General features: G+C 68.5%; 13 protein-coding genes. 6 read left to right on the forward strand and 7 right to left on the reverse strand.

Annotated features, from left to right (window positions below; all coding sequences use genetic code 11):
- Positions 1-8 precede the first annotated feature (8 nt).
- Positions 9-842: a 2-keto-4-pentenoate hydratase gene (locus DX912_RS03625; RefSeq protein WP_115841120.1), complete on the reverse strand. Its 834-nt coding sequence runs from the start codon at positions 840-842 to the stop codon at positions 9-11.
- A 225-nt stretch (positions 843-1,067) separates the two neighbouring features.
- On the opposite strand from DX912_RS03625, the gene DX912_RS03630 reads away from it, so the two are divergent.
- On the forward strand, positions 1,068-2,324 hold the full coding sequence (locus tag DX912_RS03630; protein ID WP_147298553.1) for a pectate lyase family protein: 1,257 nt from the start codon (positions 1,068-1,070) through the stop codon (positions 2,322-2,324).
- A gap of 153 nt (positions 2,325-2,477) precedes the next feature.
- Here the strand turns inward: DX912_RS03630 and DX912_RS03635 are convergent, their stop codons facing one another.
- The 4 genes from DX912_RS03635 to DX912_RS03650 all read right to left on the reverse strand — a co-directional run bounded on the left by DX912_RS03635 (position 2,478) and on the right by DX912_RS03650 (position 8,874).
- Positions 2,478-3,224 (reverse strand): rhamnogalacturonan acetylesterase, encoded by a 747-nt coding sequence (locus DX912_RS03635; RefSeq protein ID WP_115841122.1) that lies wholly within the window; start codon positions 3,222-3,224, stop codon positions 2,478-2,480.
- A 106-nt stretch (positions 3,225-3,330) separates the two neighbouring features.
- Positions 3,331-4,491, reverse strand: a complete 1,161-nt coding sequence (locus DX912_RS03640) for a pectinesterase family protein (protein ID WP_181902697.1) — start codon at positions 4,489-4,491, stop codon at positions 3,331-3,333.
- Positions 4,472-5,815, reverse strand: a complete 1,344-nt coding sequence (locus DX912_RS03645) for a pectate lyase family protein (RefSeq protein ID WP_115841124.1) — start codon at positions 5,813-5,815, stop codon at positions 4,472-4,474. Before DX912_RS03645 ends, DX912_RS03640 begins: the two co-directional genes overlap by 20 nt.
- Positions 5,816-6,030: 215 nt before the next feature.
- Positions 6,031-8,874 (reverse strand): TonB-dependent receptor, encoded by a 2,844-nt coding sequence (locus tag DX912_RS03650; protein WP_115841125.1) that lies wholly within the window; start codon positions 8,872-8,874, stop codon positions 6,031-6,033.
- Positions 8,875-9,132: 258 nt separating this feature from the next.
- On the opposite strand from DX912_RS03650, the gene DX912_RS03655 reads away from it, so the two are divergent.
- The 3 genes from DX912_RS03655 (at position 9,133) to DX912_RS03665 (ending at position 11,337) form a co-directional block, all read left to right on the forward strand.
- Entirely contained in the window at positions 9,133-10,140 is a 1,008-nt protein-coding gene (locus DX912_RS03655; protein ID WP_115841126.1) for a sugar kinase, read from the forward strand.
- Complete coding sequence (eda, locus tag DX912_RS03660) at positions 10,127-10,762, forward strand: bifunctional 4-hydroxy-2-oxoglutarate aldolase/2-dehydro-3-deoxy-phosphogluconate aldolase (RefSeq protein ID WP_115841127.1); 636 nt, start codon at positions 10,127-10,129, stop codon at positions 10,760-10,762. The genes DX912_RS03655 and eda overlap by 14 nt, the downstream gene beginning before the upstream one ends.
- Positions 10,763-10,953: 191 nt before the next feature.
- Positions 10,954-11,337 carry an HU family DNA-binding protein gene (locus DX912_RS03665; RefSeq protein ID WP_115841128.1) on the forward strand — a complete coding sequence of 128 codons (384 nt, stop codon included), beginning with the start codon at positions 10,954-10,956 and terminating at the stop codon, positions 11,335-11,337.
- 185 nt (positions 11,338-11,522) lie between these two features.
- Here the strand turns inward: DX912_RS03665 and DX912_RS03670 are convergent, their stop codons facing one another.
- Both DX912_RS03670 and DX912_RS03675 read right to left on the reverse strand, forming a co-directional pair.
- Positions 11,523-12,131, reverse strand: coding sequence for a nucleotidyltransferase family protein (locus tag DX912_RS03670; RefSeq protein ID WP_115841129.1), 609 nt, complete (start codon positions 12,129-12,131; stop codon positions 11,523-11,525).
- On the reverse strand, positions 12,128-13,156 hold the full coding sequence (locus DX912_RS03675; RefSeq protein WP_233433464.1) for an XdhC family protein: 1,029 nt from the start codon (positions 13,154-13,156) through the stop codon (positions 12,128-12,130). The genes DX912_RS03670 and DX912_RS03675 overlap by 4 nt, the downstream gene beginning before the upstream one ends.
- 211 nt (positions 13,157-13,367) lie before the next feature.
- On the opposite strand from DX912_RS03675, the gene DX912_RS03680 reads away from it, so the two are divergent.
- Both DX912_RS03680 and DX912_RS03685 read left to right on the forward strand, forming a co-directional pair.
- Complete coding sequence (locus tag DX912_RS03680) at positions 13,368-13,823, forward strand: (2Fe-2S)-binding protein (protein WP_115841130.1); 456 nt, start codon at positions 13,368-13,370, stop codon at positions 13,821-13,823.
- A gap of 214 nt (positions 13,824-14,037) precedes the next feature.
- A complete protein-coding gene (locus DX912_RS03685; protein ID WP_115841131.1) occupies positions 14,038-16,227 on the forward strand; it encodes a xanthine dehydrogenase family protein molybdopterin-binding subunit in 2,190 nt (729 codons plus the stop codon).
- The last annotated feature ends 8 nt before the right edge of the window (positions 16,228-16,235 follow it).

Below are 16,235 nucleotides of genomic sequence, written 5' to 3' on the forward strand. Positions count from 1 at the left end.
GGCTTCGGTCACGCGCGCTCCCCGTGCGGTTGTGCGGCGATGGCGTTGCAGTGGATCTCGCCCCATTCGCCGAAACTGACGCGCGCGCGCTGTCCGGCCACGATGTCGTGGATGCCGGTCGCCGCGCCCGTCGTCACCAGCATGCCGCGTTTGAGCGGATGTCCGCGACGTGCGCAACGCGACAGCGCGAACGCCAGCGCCGCGAGCAGGCCGCCGGCGATGGAGGCCGCGCCGCCTTCGCCGACCAGGTGGCCATCGATGAAGGTCTCGCAGGTGAGGTCCTCCGCGCTGCGGCGCTGCCAGCCGGTGATTTCGTTGCCGAGCACCAGCCCGGTGTTGTTGCCGAAATCCGACACCACCACCGGCGGGCCGAGCACGTTGATCAGCGGCAGCGGACTGCCGGCCAGCTCGATGCCCACGTGCAGCGCATCGACGAGCCCGGCTGCTTCGTCGGCGGAGTAATCGAACTTGCCGGGATCGCTGTCGCGCGCGATGCGGAACACGAACTCGGCCTCCACCGCGGCGAAGCCGCCGGGAATCACCGGGAACGTCGCCGCGTCGCGCGGTGAGGGCGACTGGATCGCACCTTCGAAGATCGGCCCGACCAGGCGTTCCTCGCCGAGCGTCGCTTCCCAGTCGGCCGGGATCTTGCCGACCTTCCAGCCCACGACCGGGCGGTCCCACAGCGCGATCGCCGCGTCCTGGCGCGCATAGCCCACGTCGAGGCTGGCGGGCAGCGCGCCGGGATATTCCGGAAGCGCCTGCGCCTTCCGGCGGGCATCGACCAGTCGCCGGGCGATCGTTGCGCTGTCACTGCCCGCGTCGGGCGCGTGTTTGTCCATGCGACGGCGATCCCCTGAGATTCGGCTGTTCGGGATGTTGTATAGGAAACCGGTGTCATTGACAATCGGGGTCTACACTCGGATCACGGCTCGGGGAGGGGACGGATGGGGATGCAGCGCCGGAACGGCAGGATTCACGGGTTTGCGCGCGCGCTGGCGATGGCCGCGCTGCTGGTTTCCACCACGGTCGGAGGCGTCTGGGCGGGCCCCGCCGGGCCTGATGCCTTGTCCACCGGGACACCCGCACTCGCATTCCCCGGCGCCCAGGGCTGGGCGGCGCATACGCCGGGCGGCCGCGGCGGCAAGATCCTGCGCGTCACCACGCTCGCGGCCGACGGGCCGGGATCGTTCGCCGAAGCGCTCGCCACGAAGGGGCCGCGCATCGTCGTGTTCGAGGTCGGCGGCGTGATCGACCTGGGCATGAAGGAGCTGCGCATCACCGAGCCCTTCCTCACCATCGCCGGGCAGACCGCGCCGCAACCGGGCATCACCTTCATCAAGGGCGGGCTGACCATCGCCACGCACGACGTCGTGGTGCGCCACATCCGCATGCGCCCGGGCGATGGCGGCATGCCGAAGTTCTCCGGCGACATCGACGCGATCACCACCGTGCGCGGCGCGAAGGACGTGATCGTCGACCACTGCTCGCTGACGTGGGCGACGGACGAAAACCTGTCCGCCTCCAGCACGCGTTTCTTCGGCGAGGACGAGAAGGCATGGATGGACGCGGCGTCGCGCCGCATCACCTACAGCAACAACATCATCGCCGAGGGATTATCGAACGCGACGCACAAGAAGGGCGAGCATTCCAAGGGTTCGCTGATCCACGACCACGTCAACGACGTGCTGATCGTCGGCAACCTCTACGCGCACAACTACGAACGCAACCCGCTGTTCAAGGGCGGCGCGCGCGGCCAAGTGATCAACAACCTGATCTACGACCCCGGCCAGCGCGCCGTGCACTACAACCTCATCGCCGAGGAATGGCTGGGCCATCCGTATTCGCGCGGGCAGGTCATCGCGCGCGGCAACGTGATGCGCGCGGGCATTTCGACGGAGGACGTCGCGTTCTTCGAAGTGGGCGGGTCGGGCGACGTGGACGTGTTCTTCGAGGACAACCTCGCCGTCGACCGCATCGGCAACCCGCTGCCACAGCAGGGTCGCTACACCACCACGCCGATACGCGTGGATGCGATGAAGCGTGCGCCGGCGCTGCCGTTCGGTGTGACGCTGTTGCCGTCGTCGCAGGTGCAGGACGCGGTGATCGCGAATGCCGGCGCACGGCCCTGGGATCGCGACGACGTGGATCGCCGCATCCTCGCCGACACGATCGAAGGTCGCGGCCGCATCATCGACAGCCAGGAGCAGGTAGGCGGCTATCCGGTGCAGAAGGAAACCCGGCAGGCGTTCGTGCCGGCGGACTGGGACCTGGACACGATGGAACCGCTGAAGCCGCTGCCGCGGCGGGAGCCGTTGAAGTAGGCGTTCGCGCGAGCAGCATCGCAGCGTCGATGTTGTCTGCGTTGTCCCCGACCCAAGGGAGAGCCGTCATCCCGGCGAAAGCCGGGATCCAGGCCCGTAGCGCCGGCTCGGCCCTCACCCCCACCCCTCTCCCGCAGGCGGGAGAGGGGCTTGCTACGGCGCGCGGTCGAGCTTCGATACCTTCACCCCCGACTCCCGCAACGCCGCCGCAAACTCCCGCGCCATCCGCGCCGCACCTTTCGGCGAGAAATGCGTGTTGTCCTGCACGCCTTGCGGGTAGTTCGCGTGCTCGCCCGGCGCGAGCCAGAGGAACAGCTCCTTCGAGCCCTCCACGCCAGCTTCCTGGAGCACGGCGGAACTGCGGCGCTCCATGTCGATCAGCGCGACATGCTCACGCGCGGCGAGTGAACGCACGAGGTCGGGATATTTGCCGTGGCTTGCGACGATGCGTCCGTCCTCGTCGAACCGGCGTCGTGCGACCGGCGTGAGCAGCACGGGCGTGGCGTTCCGCGCGCGAACGTCGGCGACGAAACGCGCGAGGTTGCGCACGTAATCGGCCGGCGGCGTGTAGCGGTCGGGTTTCTCGATCGACTGATCGTTGTGGCCGAACTGGATCAGCACGATGTCGCCCGGCCTCGTCGCTTCCAGCAGCGCGCTCCAACGGCCTTCGGCGATGAACGTGCGCGTGCTGCGGCCGTTCATCGCGCGATTGTCGACGGCGATCGCGCCGGGTGCGAACTGCTCCGCGAGGAACTCGCCCCATCCGGTTTCAGGCCGCTTCTCGGCGCGTTTGATCGCCATGGTGGAGTCGCCGGCGAGATGGATCGTGGGCGGTTCCGCTGCGCGTGCGGAGGCGGCGAGGGCGAGCAGCAGTACGAGTGCGTGGACGACTTTGGGCATGGGATTCGCTTGACGGTGCGGTTCCGGATCCCGGCTTTCGCCGGGATGACGGTGAAACGAGGGATGACAGCGGGATCGAAGGTGACGCGCCAACGCGCGGCGTCGATCAGATCGGCACCCAGCCGTCGAGCACGCGCTCGCGCGCATACGCAGCGATGCGATCGCGCGGCAATGTTCGCCTTGAAGCAGAGCGATGTGCGCCCGGCCCCGCACTTGCGTGCTCGAACAGCCGCGCGTCGCCGGGCTGCAGCATCACGCGCTTGCCGTCGCGGGCGGTGTAGCCCATCTCGTCCCAGCCGCGGGGATCGACGTGCGCATCCATCCAGCAGTCGAGGTACACCGCGGCGCCGACGGCGTCGGGGTCGCCGTACTTGCCATCGGGAAACGTGCGTCCCGGTCGCCACGCGCGGCCCAGCGCGACGCTGCCGTCGGGGATGGCGGCATCGCGCGTCAGCCGACATCGCACGAACGTGAGTCCATACGCCTGCGCCGACGGCGTGCACGGCACGGCGACATAACCCTGCCGCTCCTTGCCGGGTCGGAAGCGCGAGTGCAGCTCGCACTGTTCGAACAGCGCATTGCCGCCGCCGAAGATGAAATCGACGCTGCCGCTGATGCGGCAATCGCGGAAGAAGCTCCGGCCTGCATCGACGAACAGCGTGTCCTGGTGGCCGATGAAGTTCACGCGCTCGAACATCGCGCGATCGGAACCCGCGTCCAGCATCAGCGCCACCGCCTGCGCGCCGTTCGGGCCGATGGGCTCGAACTTCGGCGTGGCGAGATTGCCGACGTAGTCGAACGCGTTCTCGATGGTGAGCTCCGTCGCGCGGAAGCCGGGCGCACGGATGGTGACGCTCGCGCAGCCCCACGTACCCCACGGCTCGCCGTCGGGCCGCGGCATGCCGGCGGCGGCGTCGAACGTCAGAACGCTGGCCGTGCGGTCTTCGCCGACGAGATGAATGTCGGGTTTGTCGACCACCAGCTTCTCGTGCCAGCGACCGCGGGTGACGAGGATGCGGAAGGGTTTGCCGCCCGTGATGGGCGCGGCGGCGATGGCGGCTCCGACGCTGGCGAAGATCGGGATGTCGTCGAAAGGCGTTCGCCCGACTACGGCATCGAAGGTTCCCGCGGGGGACTTCGCCCTCCCAAGCCCTCCCCTGCAAGCAGGGGAGGGGGCAGCAGCAAAGCGGATGAGGCGATCGATGCGCGCAGAAGACGACGACGCTGCGCGAAGGTCGAACTCGATGTCACTTGAACGGCCCCGCACCAAGGATCACCGCGATCGGCACGACCACCGTCGGGTCGATGCGGCGATACAGCGTCGGCGTCCAGCCGACATCGCGCGACAGCGGAACGGTGTTCACCGCGTTGTAGGCATCGACCACGTCCACGCGTGCGTGCCGCGACACGCCATTGCGCAACGTGCCTTCCTCGAACAGCGCCGTGCCGTTGAAACGCTCGGCGAACAGGTCAGGCGTCACCGCCGACGGCACGAGGAAATGGTTGTTCTGCGCGACGATCTTCGATTCGATGCCCACGCCCCAGCTGTACGCGTAGGTCTGCGAGCCTTCGTCGGTGAGCGTGTACTGGTTGTTGAACACGTGCACCTGGCCGTAGCGCACGCGCGGCACGCGCTGGCCGAGATCGTGGAACAGGTTGTGATGCAGCGTCACGCGCAGCTTGTCGCGGTCGGCGACGGCACTGTCGGACGAGCCGATCAGCATCGCCTTGTCGTGGTTGGCCATCAGGTTCCATGACACCGTGACGAAGTCGGACTCGTTGGTGACGTCCACCAGTCCGTCGTGGCGCTGGTAGAGCCGGCCGAAATACGTCGGCGCGTCCTCGTCGCGCGTGGCGACGTCGAGCATCGCGTTGTGGTCGATCCACACGTGCGTCGCGTTGCGCACGGAAATCGCGTCGTACAGCGCGTTCCAGTTGCCCTCGGCGCCATCGGTCGGGGACCACTGCGGGAAGCAGTCGGCGCTGTCGACCAGCAACAGGTTGCGCACGATGACGTTCATCGGCTGGTTGCCGCTGGTGGAACTCGGACGGATGTCGAGCCACGCGCCGCGCAGGCCGTCGCCGTGGTTCACGCCGATGATCGTGGTGTTGGCCGGCACGCGGATACGCACGCGCGCCTGCTGCGCGGCGGCGGATGCGGCGCGTGCGCGCTCCTGCGGGCCGCTCGGATTCACGCGGCCCCATGTCGCCGGATCGTACGCAGCGAGGAAGGCGTCCAGCGAGTACAGCTCGCCCGTCTGCGGGTCGGGGCGCGCGTAGTCGTCGCACGTGAGCGGTTGGCCGTTCGCATCGACGTTCGCGTCGATCATGCCTTCGATGCGGATGATCTTCGGCGTGGCGTCGGGGAAGTTGAGCGCCGCGACCAGCGCGTTGCGGTCGGACACGGTGAACACGTGCGCCTCGTCCGCGGCGGAACCGCCGGTGGTTCCGTACGGCAATGCGGCGGTGGGTTGCGAAGCCCAGCCGTCGTTGGGGGCGATGGTCTGGCGTTCAAGGCCGTGACCGGCGTGAGCGCATGGCATCAAGGCCAGTGCGAGCGTGGTCAGGACGATCTTCGTGCGATTGCGCATCGGTGCCGCTCCTTCTAGTCAGGAAGAGGCGGACGTCGGCGGTCAGGCGTGCGACGCCCGCAGGATGACTACGCAAACGATCAACAACAAAGCCCCTCTCCCGCGCGCGGGAGAGGGGTTGGGGTGAGGGCAGGCGAAGCGGTTGCGCAAGATCGCCCTCATCCGCCCTTCGGGCACCTTCTCCCGCGAGCGGGAGAAGGGCCTTGCCATCACGATCAGAACTTGTAACGCGCACCCAGGAAGTACTGGCGGCCGGTGTGGTGATAGACCGAGGCGCGATCGCCGATCGAATCGACCCACTGGTCCTGGAACTCGTCGGTGAGGTTCAGGCCTTCCAGCGTCAGTTCGAAGTGCTCGTTGATCTTGTACGAGGCCGACATGTCGATGGTCAGCGTTTCCGCCGTGCCTTCCACGTCGTTGTTGTTGCGGCCCGGCACCGTGGTCAGGTAGTCGTCGCGATACGCCGCCGACACGCGCGCGCTGAACTTGTCGCCTTCGTAGTAGAGCGTGGCGTTGTAAGCGTTCTTCGACAGGCCGGTGAGGTCGGTGCGAAGCGAGGTCGCGCCGGCCGCGGTCATGTACTGGATCTTCGAATCGACGTAGGTGTAGTTCAGCTGCACGCCGAAATCGCTCCAGAAGCCGGGCAGGAACACGAACGGCTGCTGATAGGTGAACTCCAGGCCCTTGAGCGGACCGCCTGGCGTGTTCAGCGGGATGTTGAACTGGAAGTCGTCGTTCACCGTCGCGCCCGTCCCGGCGAGCAGGCTCTCCGGAAGGCCCGACGTGTAGTACGGACGCGTTTCGCGCGAGGTCTGCACGAAGCTGTCGATGTCCTTGTAGAACAGGCCCAGCGCCAGCAGCGATTCCTCGGCGAAATACCACTCGAACGACAGATCGGCCGTCTTCGCGCGGAACGGATCGAGCAGCGGGTTGCCGCCGTTCACCACGCGATTGCCGCCGGACACGTTCACCGTCACGCCCGGCGTGAGGTTGCCCAGGCCCGGACGCGCCATCACCTTCGCCGCGGCGAAGCGGATCAGGAAGTCCGGCGTCACGTCGGCGACCAGGTTCATCGACGGCAGCGTGTCCTCGTAGCTGCGCTCGACCGTGGTCAGCACGGGCTGTCCGCCGACCGTGGACCAGCCGGTGGAGCTCTGGCGCGTGGTCACCTGGCGCAGGCCGATGTTGCCGCTCAGCGGCAGCGAGCCGATCTGCGTATTGAAGTCGCCCTGCAGCCAGAAGCCCTGGTCGCGCTCGGTCACGGTGCGGTTGTTGCCGAGCACCGACGACACGGTGTCGCTGACGGCGAAGATGCCTTCGTCGCTGTAGAGGTCGAACGCGCGGTTGAACGCGTCGATGTCGGGAATCAGCCAGCGACCGTCGCCGACGTTGCGGATGTCTTCCAGCTGGATCGTGCGCGTGAAGTCGGCGAGCGTCGTGCCGGCCGGCAGCGCGGGCACTACGAGCTCGGACGCGCGGCGTTCCTCGCGCGATTCGAAGGTGTATTCCTTGAACTGGCCGCCGCCCTTCAGCGTGAAGCTGTCGGTCAGCGCCCACGACATGCCCAGCGACACGTTGTCGATGGTGTTGTCGGCGTACTGCGGGCGCAGGCGGATTTCCGACACGCCGTTGATGAACGCCCACTGCGCCGGATCGTTCACGTCGAAGCCGTTGGTGATGACGGGCAGGCGGTCGTTGTTGCGGTAATCCCAGGTGTAGTTCTGCGCGTTGGTGCGATCCAGCGTGATGGTCGTCTGGATCGGGTTCTCGAACTCGGACTTCGCGCGGCCGCCTTCGAAATGCAGCTTGAAGTCGTCGGTGAGTTCGTGGTCGGCGTAGAAATTGAACTGGGTGAACTTGGTTTCCAGCTCGTCGTAGCGCGCTTCCGAACGCACGTCGACGTTGTTGAAGCGGCCGTAGACGAGGTTGCCGCGCTCGTCGACCACGCTTTCCAGCACCACCGTTTCCGGCTTGCCGCTGGCGCCGGCCGCGCGGCAGGCTGCGCCCGCGGTGCCCGCGGCACACGCGCCACGGCTGAAGGACAGGCCGTTGAGGAAGTTCTCGGTGCGCGTGGCGTCGAGGTCGGCGTACATGAGGTCGAGGCCGAGCGAGGTCTTGTCGGTCGGATCGAACTGCAGCGACGCGGTGACGCCCAGGCGCTCCTGCTCGTGCTCCATCACGCCATAGCGCGGGATGCGCGGATGGAAGACGCTGGCCGACTCGGCCGCCGGCGTGCCGGCGAAACCGCCGCTGCTGGTGCCGTTGTCCCAGCGCACCGTGCTGTGGCCTTCTTCCAGCAGGCGGCGCTTGGTGTAGGCCACCGACAGCAGCGCGCCGAACTTGTTGTCGGCCCAGGTGTTGCTGACCAGCATCGTCGCGCGCGGGTCGAGGTCCGACGCCAGGTCGTTGTAGCCCAGCTGCGCGCCGGTGACGAAGGTGAAGCCGTCGTAGTCGAACGGACGCGCGGTCTGCAGGTCGACGGTCGCGCCGAGCGCGCCTTCCTCGATGTCGGCCGAGGAGGTCTTGCGCACCGTGATGCTGTTGAACAGCTCGGAGGCGAAGACGTTGAAGTCGAAGCCGCGGCCGCGGTTCGCGCCGCCGGAGCTGTCGGTGCCGCCGGTGGTGGTCAGCGCTTCCATGCCGTTGATGCGCACGCGCGTGAACTGGCTGTCCAGGCCGCGAACGGAGATGTTGCGGCCTTCGCCGGCATCGCGCGAAATCGACACGCCCGGGATGCGCTGCAGCGATTCGGCCAGGTTGAGGTCCGGGAAGTCGGCGATGTCCTCGGCGACGATCGCATCGACCACGCCGATCTCGCTGCGCTTCTTGTCCAGCGCCTTTTCCAGCGCGCCGCGGAAGCCGGTGACGGTGACCGCGTCGAGTTCGGTCGGCGGCGCGTCCGCGGCGGGCGCGACAGCGGTCGTCGTGGTCGGTGCGGTGGACGAGGCCGCTGCGGCGTCCTGCGCGAGGGCGCTCGCGGCGCTCAGCTGCAGCGCAAGGCCGATCGAGGCGGCAAGCAAGGTAACCGGTGTCTTTTTTGGTGCACGCTGAAATTGCATAGGTTCTCCCCTCCCATATGGCACTACAGCTCAAAGGCGCTTGTTGACTGGCTCAGGACGCTTGCTAAGGTGTTCCGTACGGTGGAATGACACCGATGGTCAAAACCCTAGCACCTGAGTTGACGGATCGCATGCTGCGGTGCGCCATGGGCTCGCCGGAGCCCGGTCGCGGCAAGGCGGGACGGCCCGGGAAGCAGGCAGAATCGTCGCGGTTTTCGAATCGATGGGAGCAGGAATGAGCGCAATGAGGAACCCGGCGTGAGCCGCATCGTCTGTTTCGGTGAGCTGCTGCTGCGCCTGTCCGCGCCCGGCCGCGAGCGCGTGCTGCAGTCGCCCGCGCTGGACGTGCACATCGGCGGTGCCGAGGCCAACGTCGCGGTGCTGCTCGCGCAGCTGGGCCATGACGCGGCGATGGTGTCGACCGTCGCCGACAACGCGCTTGGCGCCGCCGCAGTCGGCGAACTGCGCCGCCATGGCGTGGACACGCGCGCGGTGCGCGCGGCCGATGGCCGCATGGGCCTGTACTTCCTGTCGCACGGCGCGATGCAGCGTCCGAGCGAAGTGCTGTACGACCGCGCCGATTCGGCCTTCGTGCGCCATGCCGACTACGACTGGGACGCGCTGCTCGACGGCGCGCAGTGGTTGCACCTGTCCGGCGTGAGCCCGGCGCTCGGCCTGGCGACGGCGCAGGCGACCATCGACGCCGCGCGCGCGGCGCGGCGCCTCGGGGTGAAGGTGTCCTTCGACGGCAACTTCCGCGGCAAGCTCTGGCAGGCGTGGGACGGCGACGCCGCCGGCCTGCTGCGGCAGATCTTCGAGGAAGCCGACATCGTTTTCGCCGACCATCGCGACATCGCCATCGTGCTCGGCGAACGCGTGCCGTCCGAAGGCGAGCGTGCGGTCGCCGAAGCCGCCACGCGCGCGTTCGCCGCGCTGCCGAACCTGCAGTGGCTCACCTGCACGCTGCGCACGCAGCACAGCGTCGATCGGCACACGCTGTCGGCGGTCATGGTCGAACGCGACGGCACGCGTCGTCGCGCGCCGGATTACGAACTGGACGGCATCGTCGATCGCATCGGCACCGGCGATGCGTTCGCCGGCGGCGTGCTGCACGGCCTGATCCAGGGCATGGCGCCGCCGGAAGTGCTGCATTTCGGCCTCGGCGCCGCCGTGCTCAAACATTCCATCTCGGGCGATTTCTGCCTGGCCAGCGCGCAGGAAATCCACGACGTGACGTCGCAGGCGGGCTTCCATGTCCGCCGTTGACGCGCAGGCACTGCTGCACGGGCATCGCGTCATGCCCGTGTACACCCCCGCCAGCGTGGACGAAGCGCGTGCCGTCGCGTGTGCGCTGCAGGCCGGCGGCATCGGCGCGATCGAAGTGACGCTGCGCACGCCGGTGGCGATGGGCGCCGTCGCCGCGCTCGTGCGCGAAATGCCCGACATGCGCATCGGCGCGGGCACGGTGCTGGAGGTCGAACAACTGCGCCGCCTCAAAGACATCGGCGCGGCATTTGCCGTGTCGCCCGGCAGCACGCCCGAGCTGCTGGCCGCCGCGGTCGAACTGGAGATCGCGTACCTGCCGGGCGTGGCGACGGGCAGCGAAGTGATGGCCGCGCTCGCCGCGGGCCATCGACTGCTCAAGGTGTTTCCGGCCGAACCGATCAATGCGCTCGAACTGATCGATGCCTGGCGCGGGCCGTTCGCGCAGGCGCGCTTCTGTCCGACCGGCGGCATCGACGCGGCGCGTGCCCGCGAGTACCTGCGCCGATCCAACGTCGCCTGCCTCGGCGGCTCGTGGCTGACGCCGGCCGATGCGTTGCGCGAGGGCGATTGGGCGCGCGTGGAAGCCCTCGCGCGCGAGGCGGTGGCGCTCGCGGCGGAGTGACGCAGCGCGTCGAAAACCGCGCATCCAAGCACCGTGCCGGCACCCGGAACCGGTCGGGATCGCCAAACCTGCCTAATTCCCGCACTTTTTCGTGCAAAACCACTTGGCGGCGCGTTGGTGTTGCCCTACATTCCGCTTGCCTAGCTGCGGTTTACGGGCATCCATCAACCATCGAGTATCACGAGACACATATGGCGAAGACGAAGAAAGTGGCAAAGAAGGCCGCCCCGAAGAAGGCCGCTGCCAAGCCGGCCGCTCCGAAGCCGATCAAGGAAGTGCTGTCCAAGTCGGGCCTGGTCGCGCACCTGTCGGAAACGACGGGCGTGGTCGCCAAGGACGTCCGCAACGTGCTGGCCGCGCTGGAAGGTGCCGTGCACGCTTCGGTCAGCAAGAAGGGCGCGGGTGCGTTCACCCTGCCGGGCCTGCTGAAGATCACCGCCGTCAGCGTTGCGGCCAAGCCGAAGCGCAAGGGCATCAACCCGTTCACCAAGGAAGAGCAGTGGTTCGCTGCCAAGCCGGCCACGGTGAAGGTCAAGGTCCGTCCGCTGAAGAAGCTGAAGGACGCCGCGGCCTGATGACCGCCTGGATGCGGCGCGCGCACGCGGCCGCATCCTGTTGACGCATTCCGGGTAAGGGCAGGAACGAGGGACGAGTCGGCGGTTTACGCCGCATCTCGCGCCTGGTTCCTGCCCTTATCCGTTCTTGTATTTGTAGAAGCGACGAAGGAACGCGGTTGCGTGTCGTCGCCAGCGGCGATCGATCAATCCGCCGCGTCCAGCCAGCCCCGCGCCACCGCTTCGGCGACATCGGCGGGCGTATCCAGATCCAGCGCCAGTTCCGGCGCATCCAGCGTCCAGACGCCATCCAGCGCGCTCAGTCGCGCGCCCAGGCCCGCATCGCCACGCAGCGTGCGCGCATCGTCGAGCAATCGCGCACTGACCAGCGCCGGCACGCCGAGGCGTTCGCCATGGCGGGTCGCCGCGCAACCGGCCGGTGCGTGCGCGGCACCGTCGAGGAGCGCGCGCAGGTGGTGTTCGTCGAGCGCGGGCTGGTCGCAGACCAGGATCAGCGCCGGCGCATCGACGCCATGCAGCGCGTTCGCGGCGGCGGCAAGGCTCGTCGACAGGCCCTGCGCCCAGTCGGAATTGGCGATCAGCTCCAGCCGATGATCCACCGCGATCACCTGCAGTGCCGCCGCCACGTCGTGCGCGTGCGCGCCGGTGACGACGAGCAGCCGCGCCGGATGCGTCGCCGCCGCGAGCCGCACCGCGCGATGCACCAGCGCCTCGCCGTCGCGCGTCAGCAGTTGTTTCGGTCGGCCCAGTCGCGTGCTGCCGCCGGCGGCCAGGACGATCGCCGTGTGCTTCACGCTGGCGTGCCGTGCAGGTGACGCTGCAATTGCGCGGCGATGCTCAGCGCGATCGACTCCGGGCCGCTGCCGCCCAGGTGCAGCCCGACCGGCGAATGCAGGCGCGGCAGCAGCGCCTCGCGCACGTCACCGGGCAGCACGCGGAACAGGTCGTCGCGACGACGCACCGGACCCAGCAGGCCGATGAAGCCGATCGGCGATGTTGCCAGCGCGTGCAGCGCCTCGCGATCGAGTTCGAAGTTGTGGTGCATCACCAGCGCGACGTCGAACCGTCGCATCGGCGCGACGAGCGCCTGCGTCGGCGTGAGTGCCGGCGCGTGGTCGGCGAGCGCGCCTGCACCGCTCCAGCGCGGGCGTCGTTCGACGAGCGTGGTCGTCGCGCCGAAGGCGCGCAGCATCGGCAGCAGGAAGGGCGTTTCCGGCCCCGCGCCGAACACAATTACCGAGGGTGCCGCCTGCACGGTGATCGACCAGCGCGATTGCGCGTCGGGCCACGGGGGCGCTGCGGCCGGCAGCCGATGCGTGCTTTCGTTCGCCGCGTACGCGAGTTCGACCGTGCCGTCGTCATGGACGCCGAGCCGCAGCGGTTCGCCTTCGCGCCACGCCTCTACGTGCGCGATCCAGTCGCCAAGCAGAGCAAGCGGCAGCAACGCGATGCGCAACCGCCCGCGGCAACCGACGGCCGATCCCGACAGCAGGTCTTCGTCGAAGCGCGTGTCGATCTCCATGAAATCGACCTGGCCCGCGCGCGACGCGTCGTTCGCGCGCTGGGCGATTTCCGGCTCCAGGCAGCCGCCGCTCAGCCAGCCGACCTGCGCGCCTTCGCCATCGAACAACGCGAGCGCACCGGCGCGCACGTAGGTCGAGCCGCTGGTTTCCAGCACGACGGCGAGCGTGGCGGCGGTGCCGCGCTGCAATGCGGCGACGGACGCCTCGAGCACGGCGCGCGCGCCGCCGACGGGCATCGCACCGACGGATGTCGATGTGGAGGCGAACGTGTTGTCGGGGATTCGCGAGAGGTCCATTGGCGAAGGATCTGCGGCGCGCCGACGCGGCAACGTGATCGGCAGGGTACGGGAGCAATGCGGCACAACGCGCGATGCCGGAGGATCGGGCAAGGATCGGCGACGAACGGGCTAGCGGCCCCGACCATGTCGGAGGTCTACTGTAGCGGCCCGGTCCGCCGCGCGAGGCGACGGTGAGACCCGGTCGCCCCCAGCCGCCGCGAGGGATTCCATGAAGCTGCAAGTCAACGGCATCGAACACGATGTCGACGCGCCGCCCGACATGCCCCTGCTGTGGGTGCTGCGCGACGTGCTCCACCTCACCGGCACGAAGTTCGGTTGCGGCATCGCGCAATGCGGCGCCTGCACCGTGCACGTCGATGGCGCCCCGCGCCGCGCCTGCGTCACGCCGGTGTCCACGGTGGAAGGCAAGGTCGTCACGACGATCGAGGGCCTGTCGAAGGACGGCATGCACCCGGTGCAGCGCGCCTGGACGGAGCTGGACGTCGTGCAGTGCGGCTATTGCCAGTCCGGCCAGATCATGTCCGCCGCCGCGCTCCTGGCGAAGGTGCCGGCGCCGAGCGATGCCGACATCGACCAGGCGCTGTCCGGGAACATCTGCCGTTGCGGAACGTACCAGCGCATCCGTGCGGCGGTGCACCGGGCAGCGGAGTTTGGAAAGGCTTGAAGTTTCAACAGGACCTTCCCTCATCCATCCCTGGGGTCAGAGCCCCTCTCCCACCGGGCGAGGGGTTGGGGTGAGGGGCAACGGAGTGTCGAGGTCGAACCGCCAGTGCAGTGAGGCGCTGCGAGTTCGATGCCTTGCAGCCCCGTTCCCCCTCATCCGCCCTTCGGGCACCTTCTCCCGCAGGGAGAAGGGAAACAGAACGCGGAGACGCGACATGAATCCACGGCTGAACTCCTCCCGTCGCACTTTCCTCAAATCCACCGCGACGATCGGCGCGGGCCTGGTCGTGGCCTTCGTCGTGCCCGGCGCGCGCCGCTTCGCGCAGGCCGCGCCCGAGGTGGCCGCCGCCGCATCCACCGGCCTTGAACCGAATGCCTACCTCCGCATCGCGCCCGACGACAGCGTCACCGTGCTGCTGGCGCATTCGGAAATGGGGCAGGGCATCTGGACGACGCTCGCGATGCTGGTCGCGGAGGAACTCGATGCCGACTGGACGCGCATCCGCGTCGAGCACGCGCCCGCCGCGCCGCCTTTCGCGCACACGGCCTTCGGCATGCAGATGACCGGCGGCTCGACCACGACCTGGTCCGAATTCGACCGCTACCGCCAGGCGGGCGCGACCGCGCGCGCGCTGCTGGTCGCGGCCGCCGCGCAGAAGTTCAACGTGCCGGCCGCACAGGTGCGCACCGAGAACGGCACGGCCATCGCGGGCGATCAACGCGCGCGTTACGGCGAACTTGCCGTGCAGGCCGCCACGCTCCAGGCGCCGGCGAAGGTCGCGCTGAAGGATCCGAAGGACTGGAAGCTCATCGGCCATCCCACCAAGCGCCTGGATACGCCGGAAAAGATCACCGGCCGCGCGCAGTTCGGCATGGACGTGCAGTTCGAGGGTTTGCTCACCGCGGTGGTCGCACGCGCGCCGGTGTTCGGCGGAACGGTGAAATCCTTCGACGCGACCGCCGCGAAGGCCGTGCCGGGCGTGCGCGACGTGGTGCAGGTGCCCAGCGGCGTGGCGGTGGTGGCCGATCATTACTGGGCGGCGAAGCTGGGCCGCGACGCCCTGAAGATCGAGTGGGATACCGGCCCCAACGCGGCGCTCGATACCACATCACTGCACGAGCAGTTCCGCACGCTCGCGCTCACCGACGGCCTGCTCGCGAAACAGGCTGGCGACGCGAAGGGCGCGCTCACCCGCGCCACGCGCACGCTGGAGGCGCAGTACCACGTGCCGTACCTGGCGCATGCGCCGATGGAACCGCTCAACGCCACGGTGAAGTTCGAGAACGGCGTCTGCGACATCTGGACCGGCACGCAGTTCCAGACGCTGGACCAGCAGGTCGCCGCGAAGGTCCTCGGCATCACGCCCGACAAGGTGAACATCCACACGACCTTCCTCGGCGGTGCCTTCGGCCGGCGCGCGACGCCGACGTCGGACTTCGTCAGCGAAGCGGTCGAAGTCGCCAAGGCCGCCGGAAAGCCGGTGAAAACCGTCTGGACGCGCGAGGACGACATCCGCGGCGGCTACTACCGGCCGATGTACGTGCAGCAGGCGCGCATCGCGCTCGACGACGCGGGCAAGCCCGTCGCGTGGCACCACGTGCTGGTCGGGCAGTCGATCCTGATCGGCTCGCCGTTCGAGGCGATGATGGTGAAGGGCGGCATCGACGGGACGTCGGTGGAAGGCGTGGTCGATTCGCCCTACATCGTCGATCTTGCCGACCATCGCATCGACCTGCATTCGCCGCGCACGGGCATTCCCGTGCTGTGGTGGCGCTCGGTCGGCCACAGCTACAACGGCTTCATCATGGAAAGCCTGGTCGATGAGCTGGCGCATGCCGCGAAGCAGGATCCGGTGGAATACCGCCGCGCGCTGCTGGCCCGGCACCCGCGCCATCTGGCGGCGCTGAACCTGGCGGCGGAGAAATCCGGCTGGGGCTCGCCGCTGGCACAGGGCCGCGCGCGCGGCGTCGCGGTGCACGAATCCTTCGGCAGCTTCATCGCGCAGGTGGCGGAAGTATCGATCGACCCCAATCCCGGCCCGCGGCACCGCGTGCGCGTGCATCGGGTGGTGTGCGCGATCGATTGCGGCGTCGCGGTCAACCCCGAGGGCGTCCGCGCGCAGATGGAGTCGGGCATCGCGTTCGGCCTTGGCGCCGCGCTGCACAGCGCGGTGACGTTCAAGGACGGTCGCGTGCGGGAATCCAACTTCCACGATTACCGCGTGTTGCGCATGGACGAGATGCCGCAGATCGAGGTGCACATCGTCCCGAGCACCGAAAAGATGGGCGGCGCCGGCGAACCCGGCACGCCGCCGATCGCGCCGGCGGTGGCCAACGCGATCTTCGCCCTCACCGGACAGCGGTTGCGCGAACTGCCGCTGCGCCTGCCCGACACGGTCGCCTGAGGAGAACG

Source organism: Lysobacter soli (assembly GCF_003382285.1).
Taxonomy (GTDB): Bacteria; Pseudomonadota; Gammaproteobacteria; order Xanthomonadales; family Xanthomonadaceae; genus Lysobacter_J; species Lysobacter_J soli.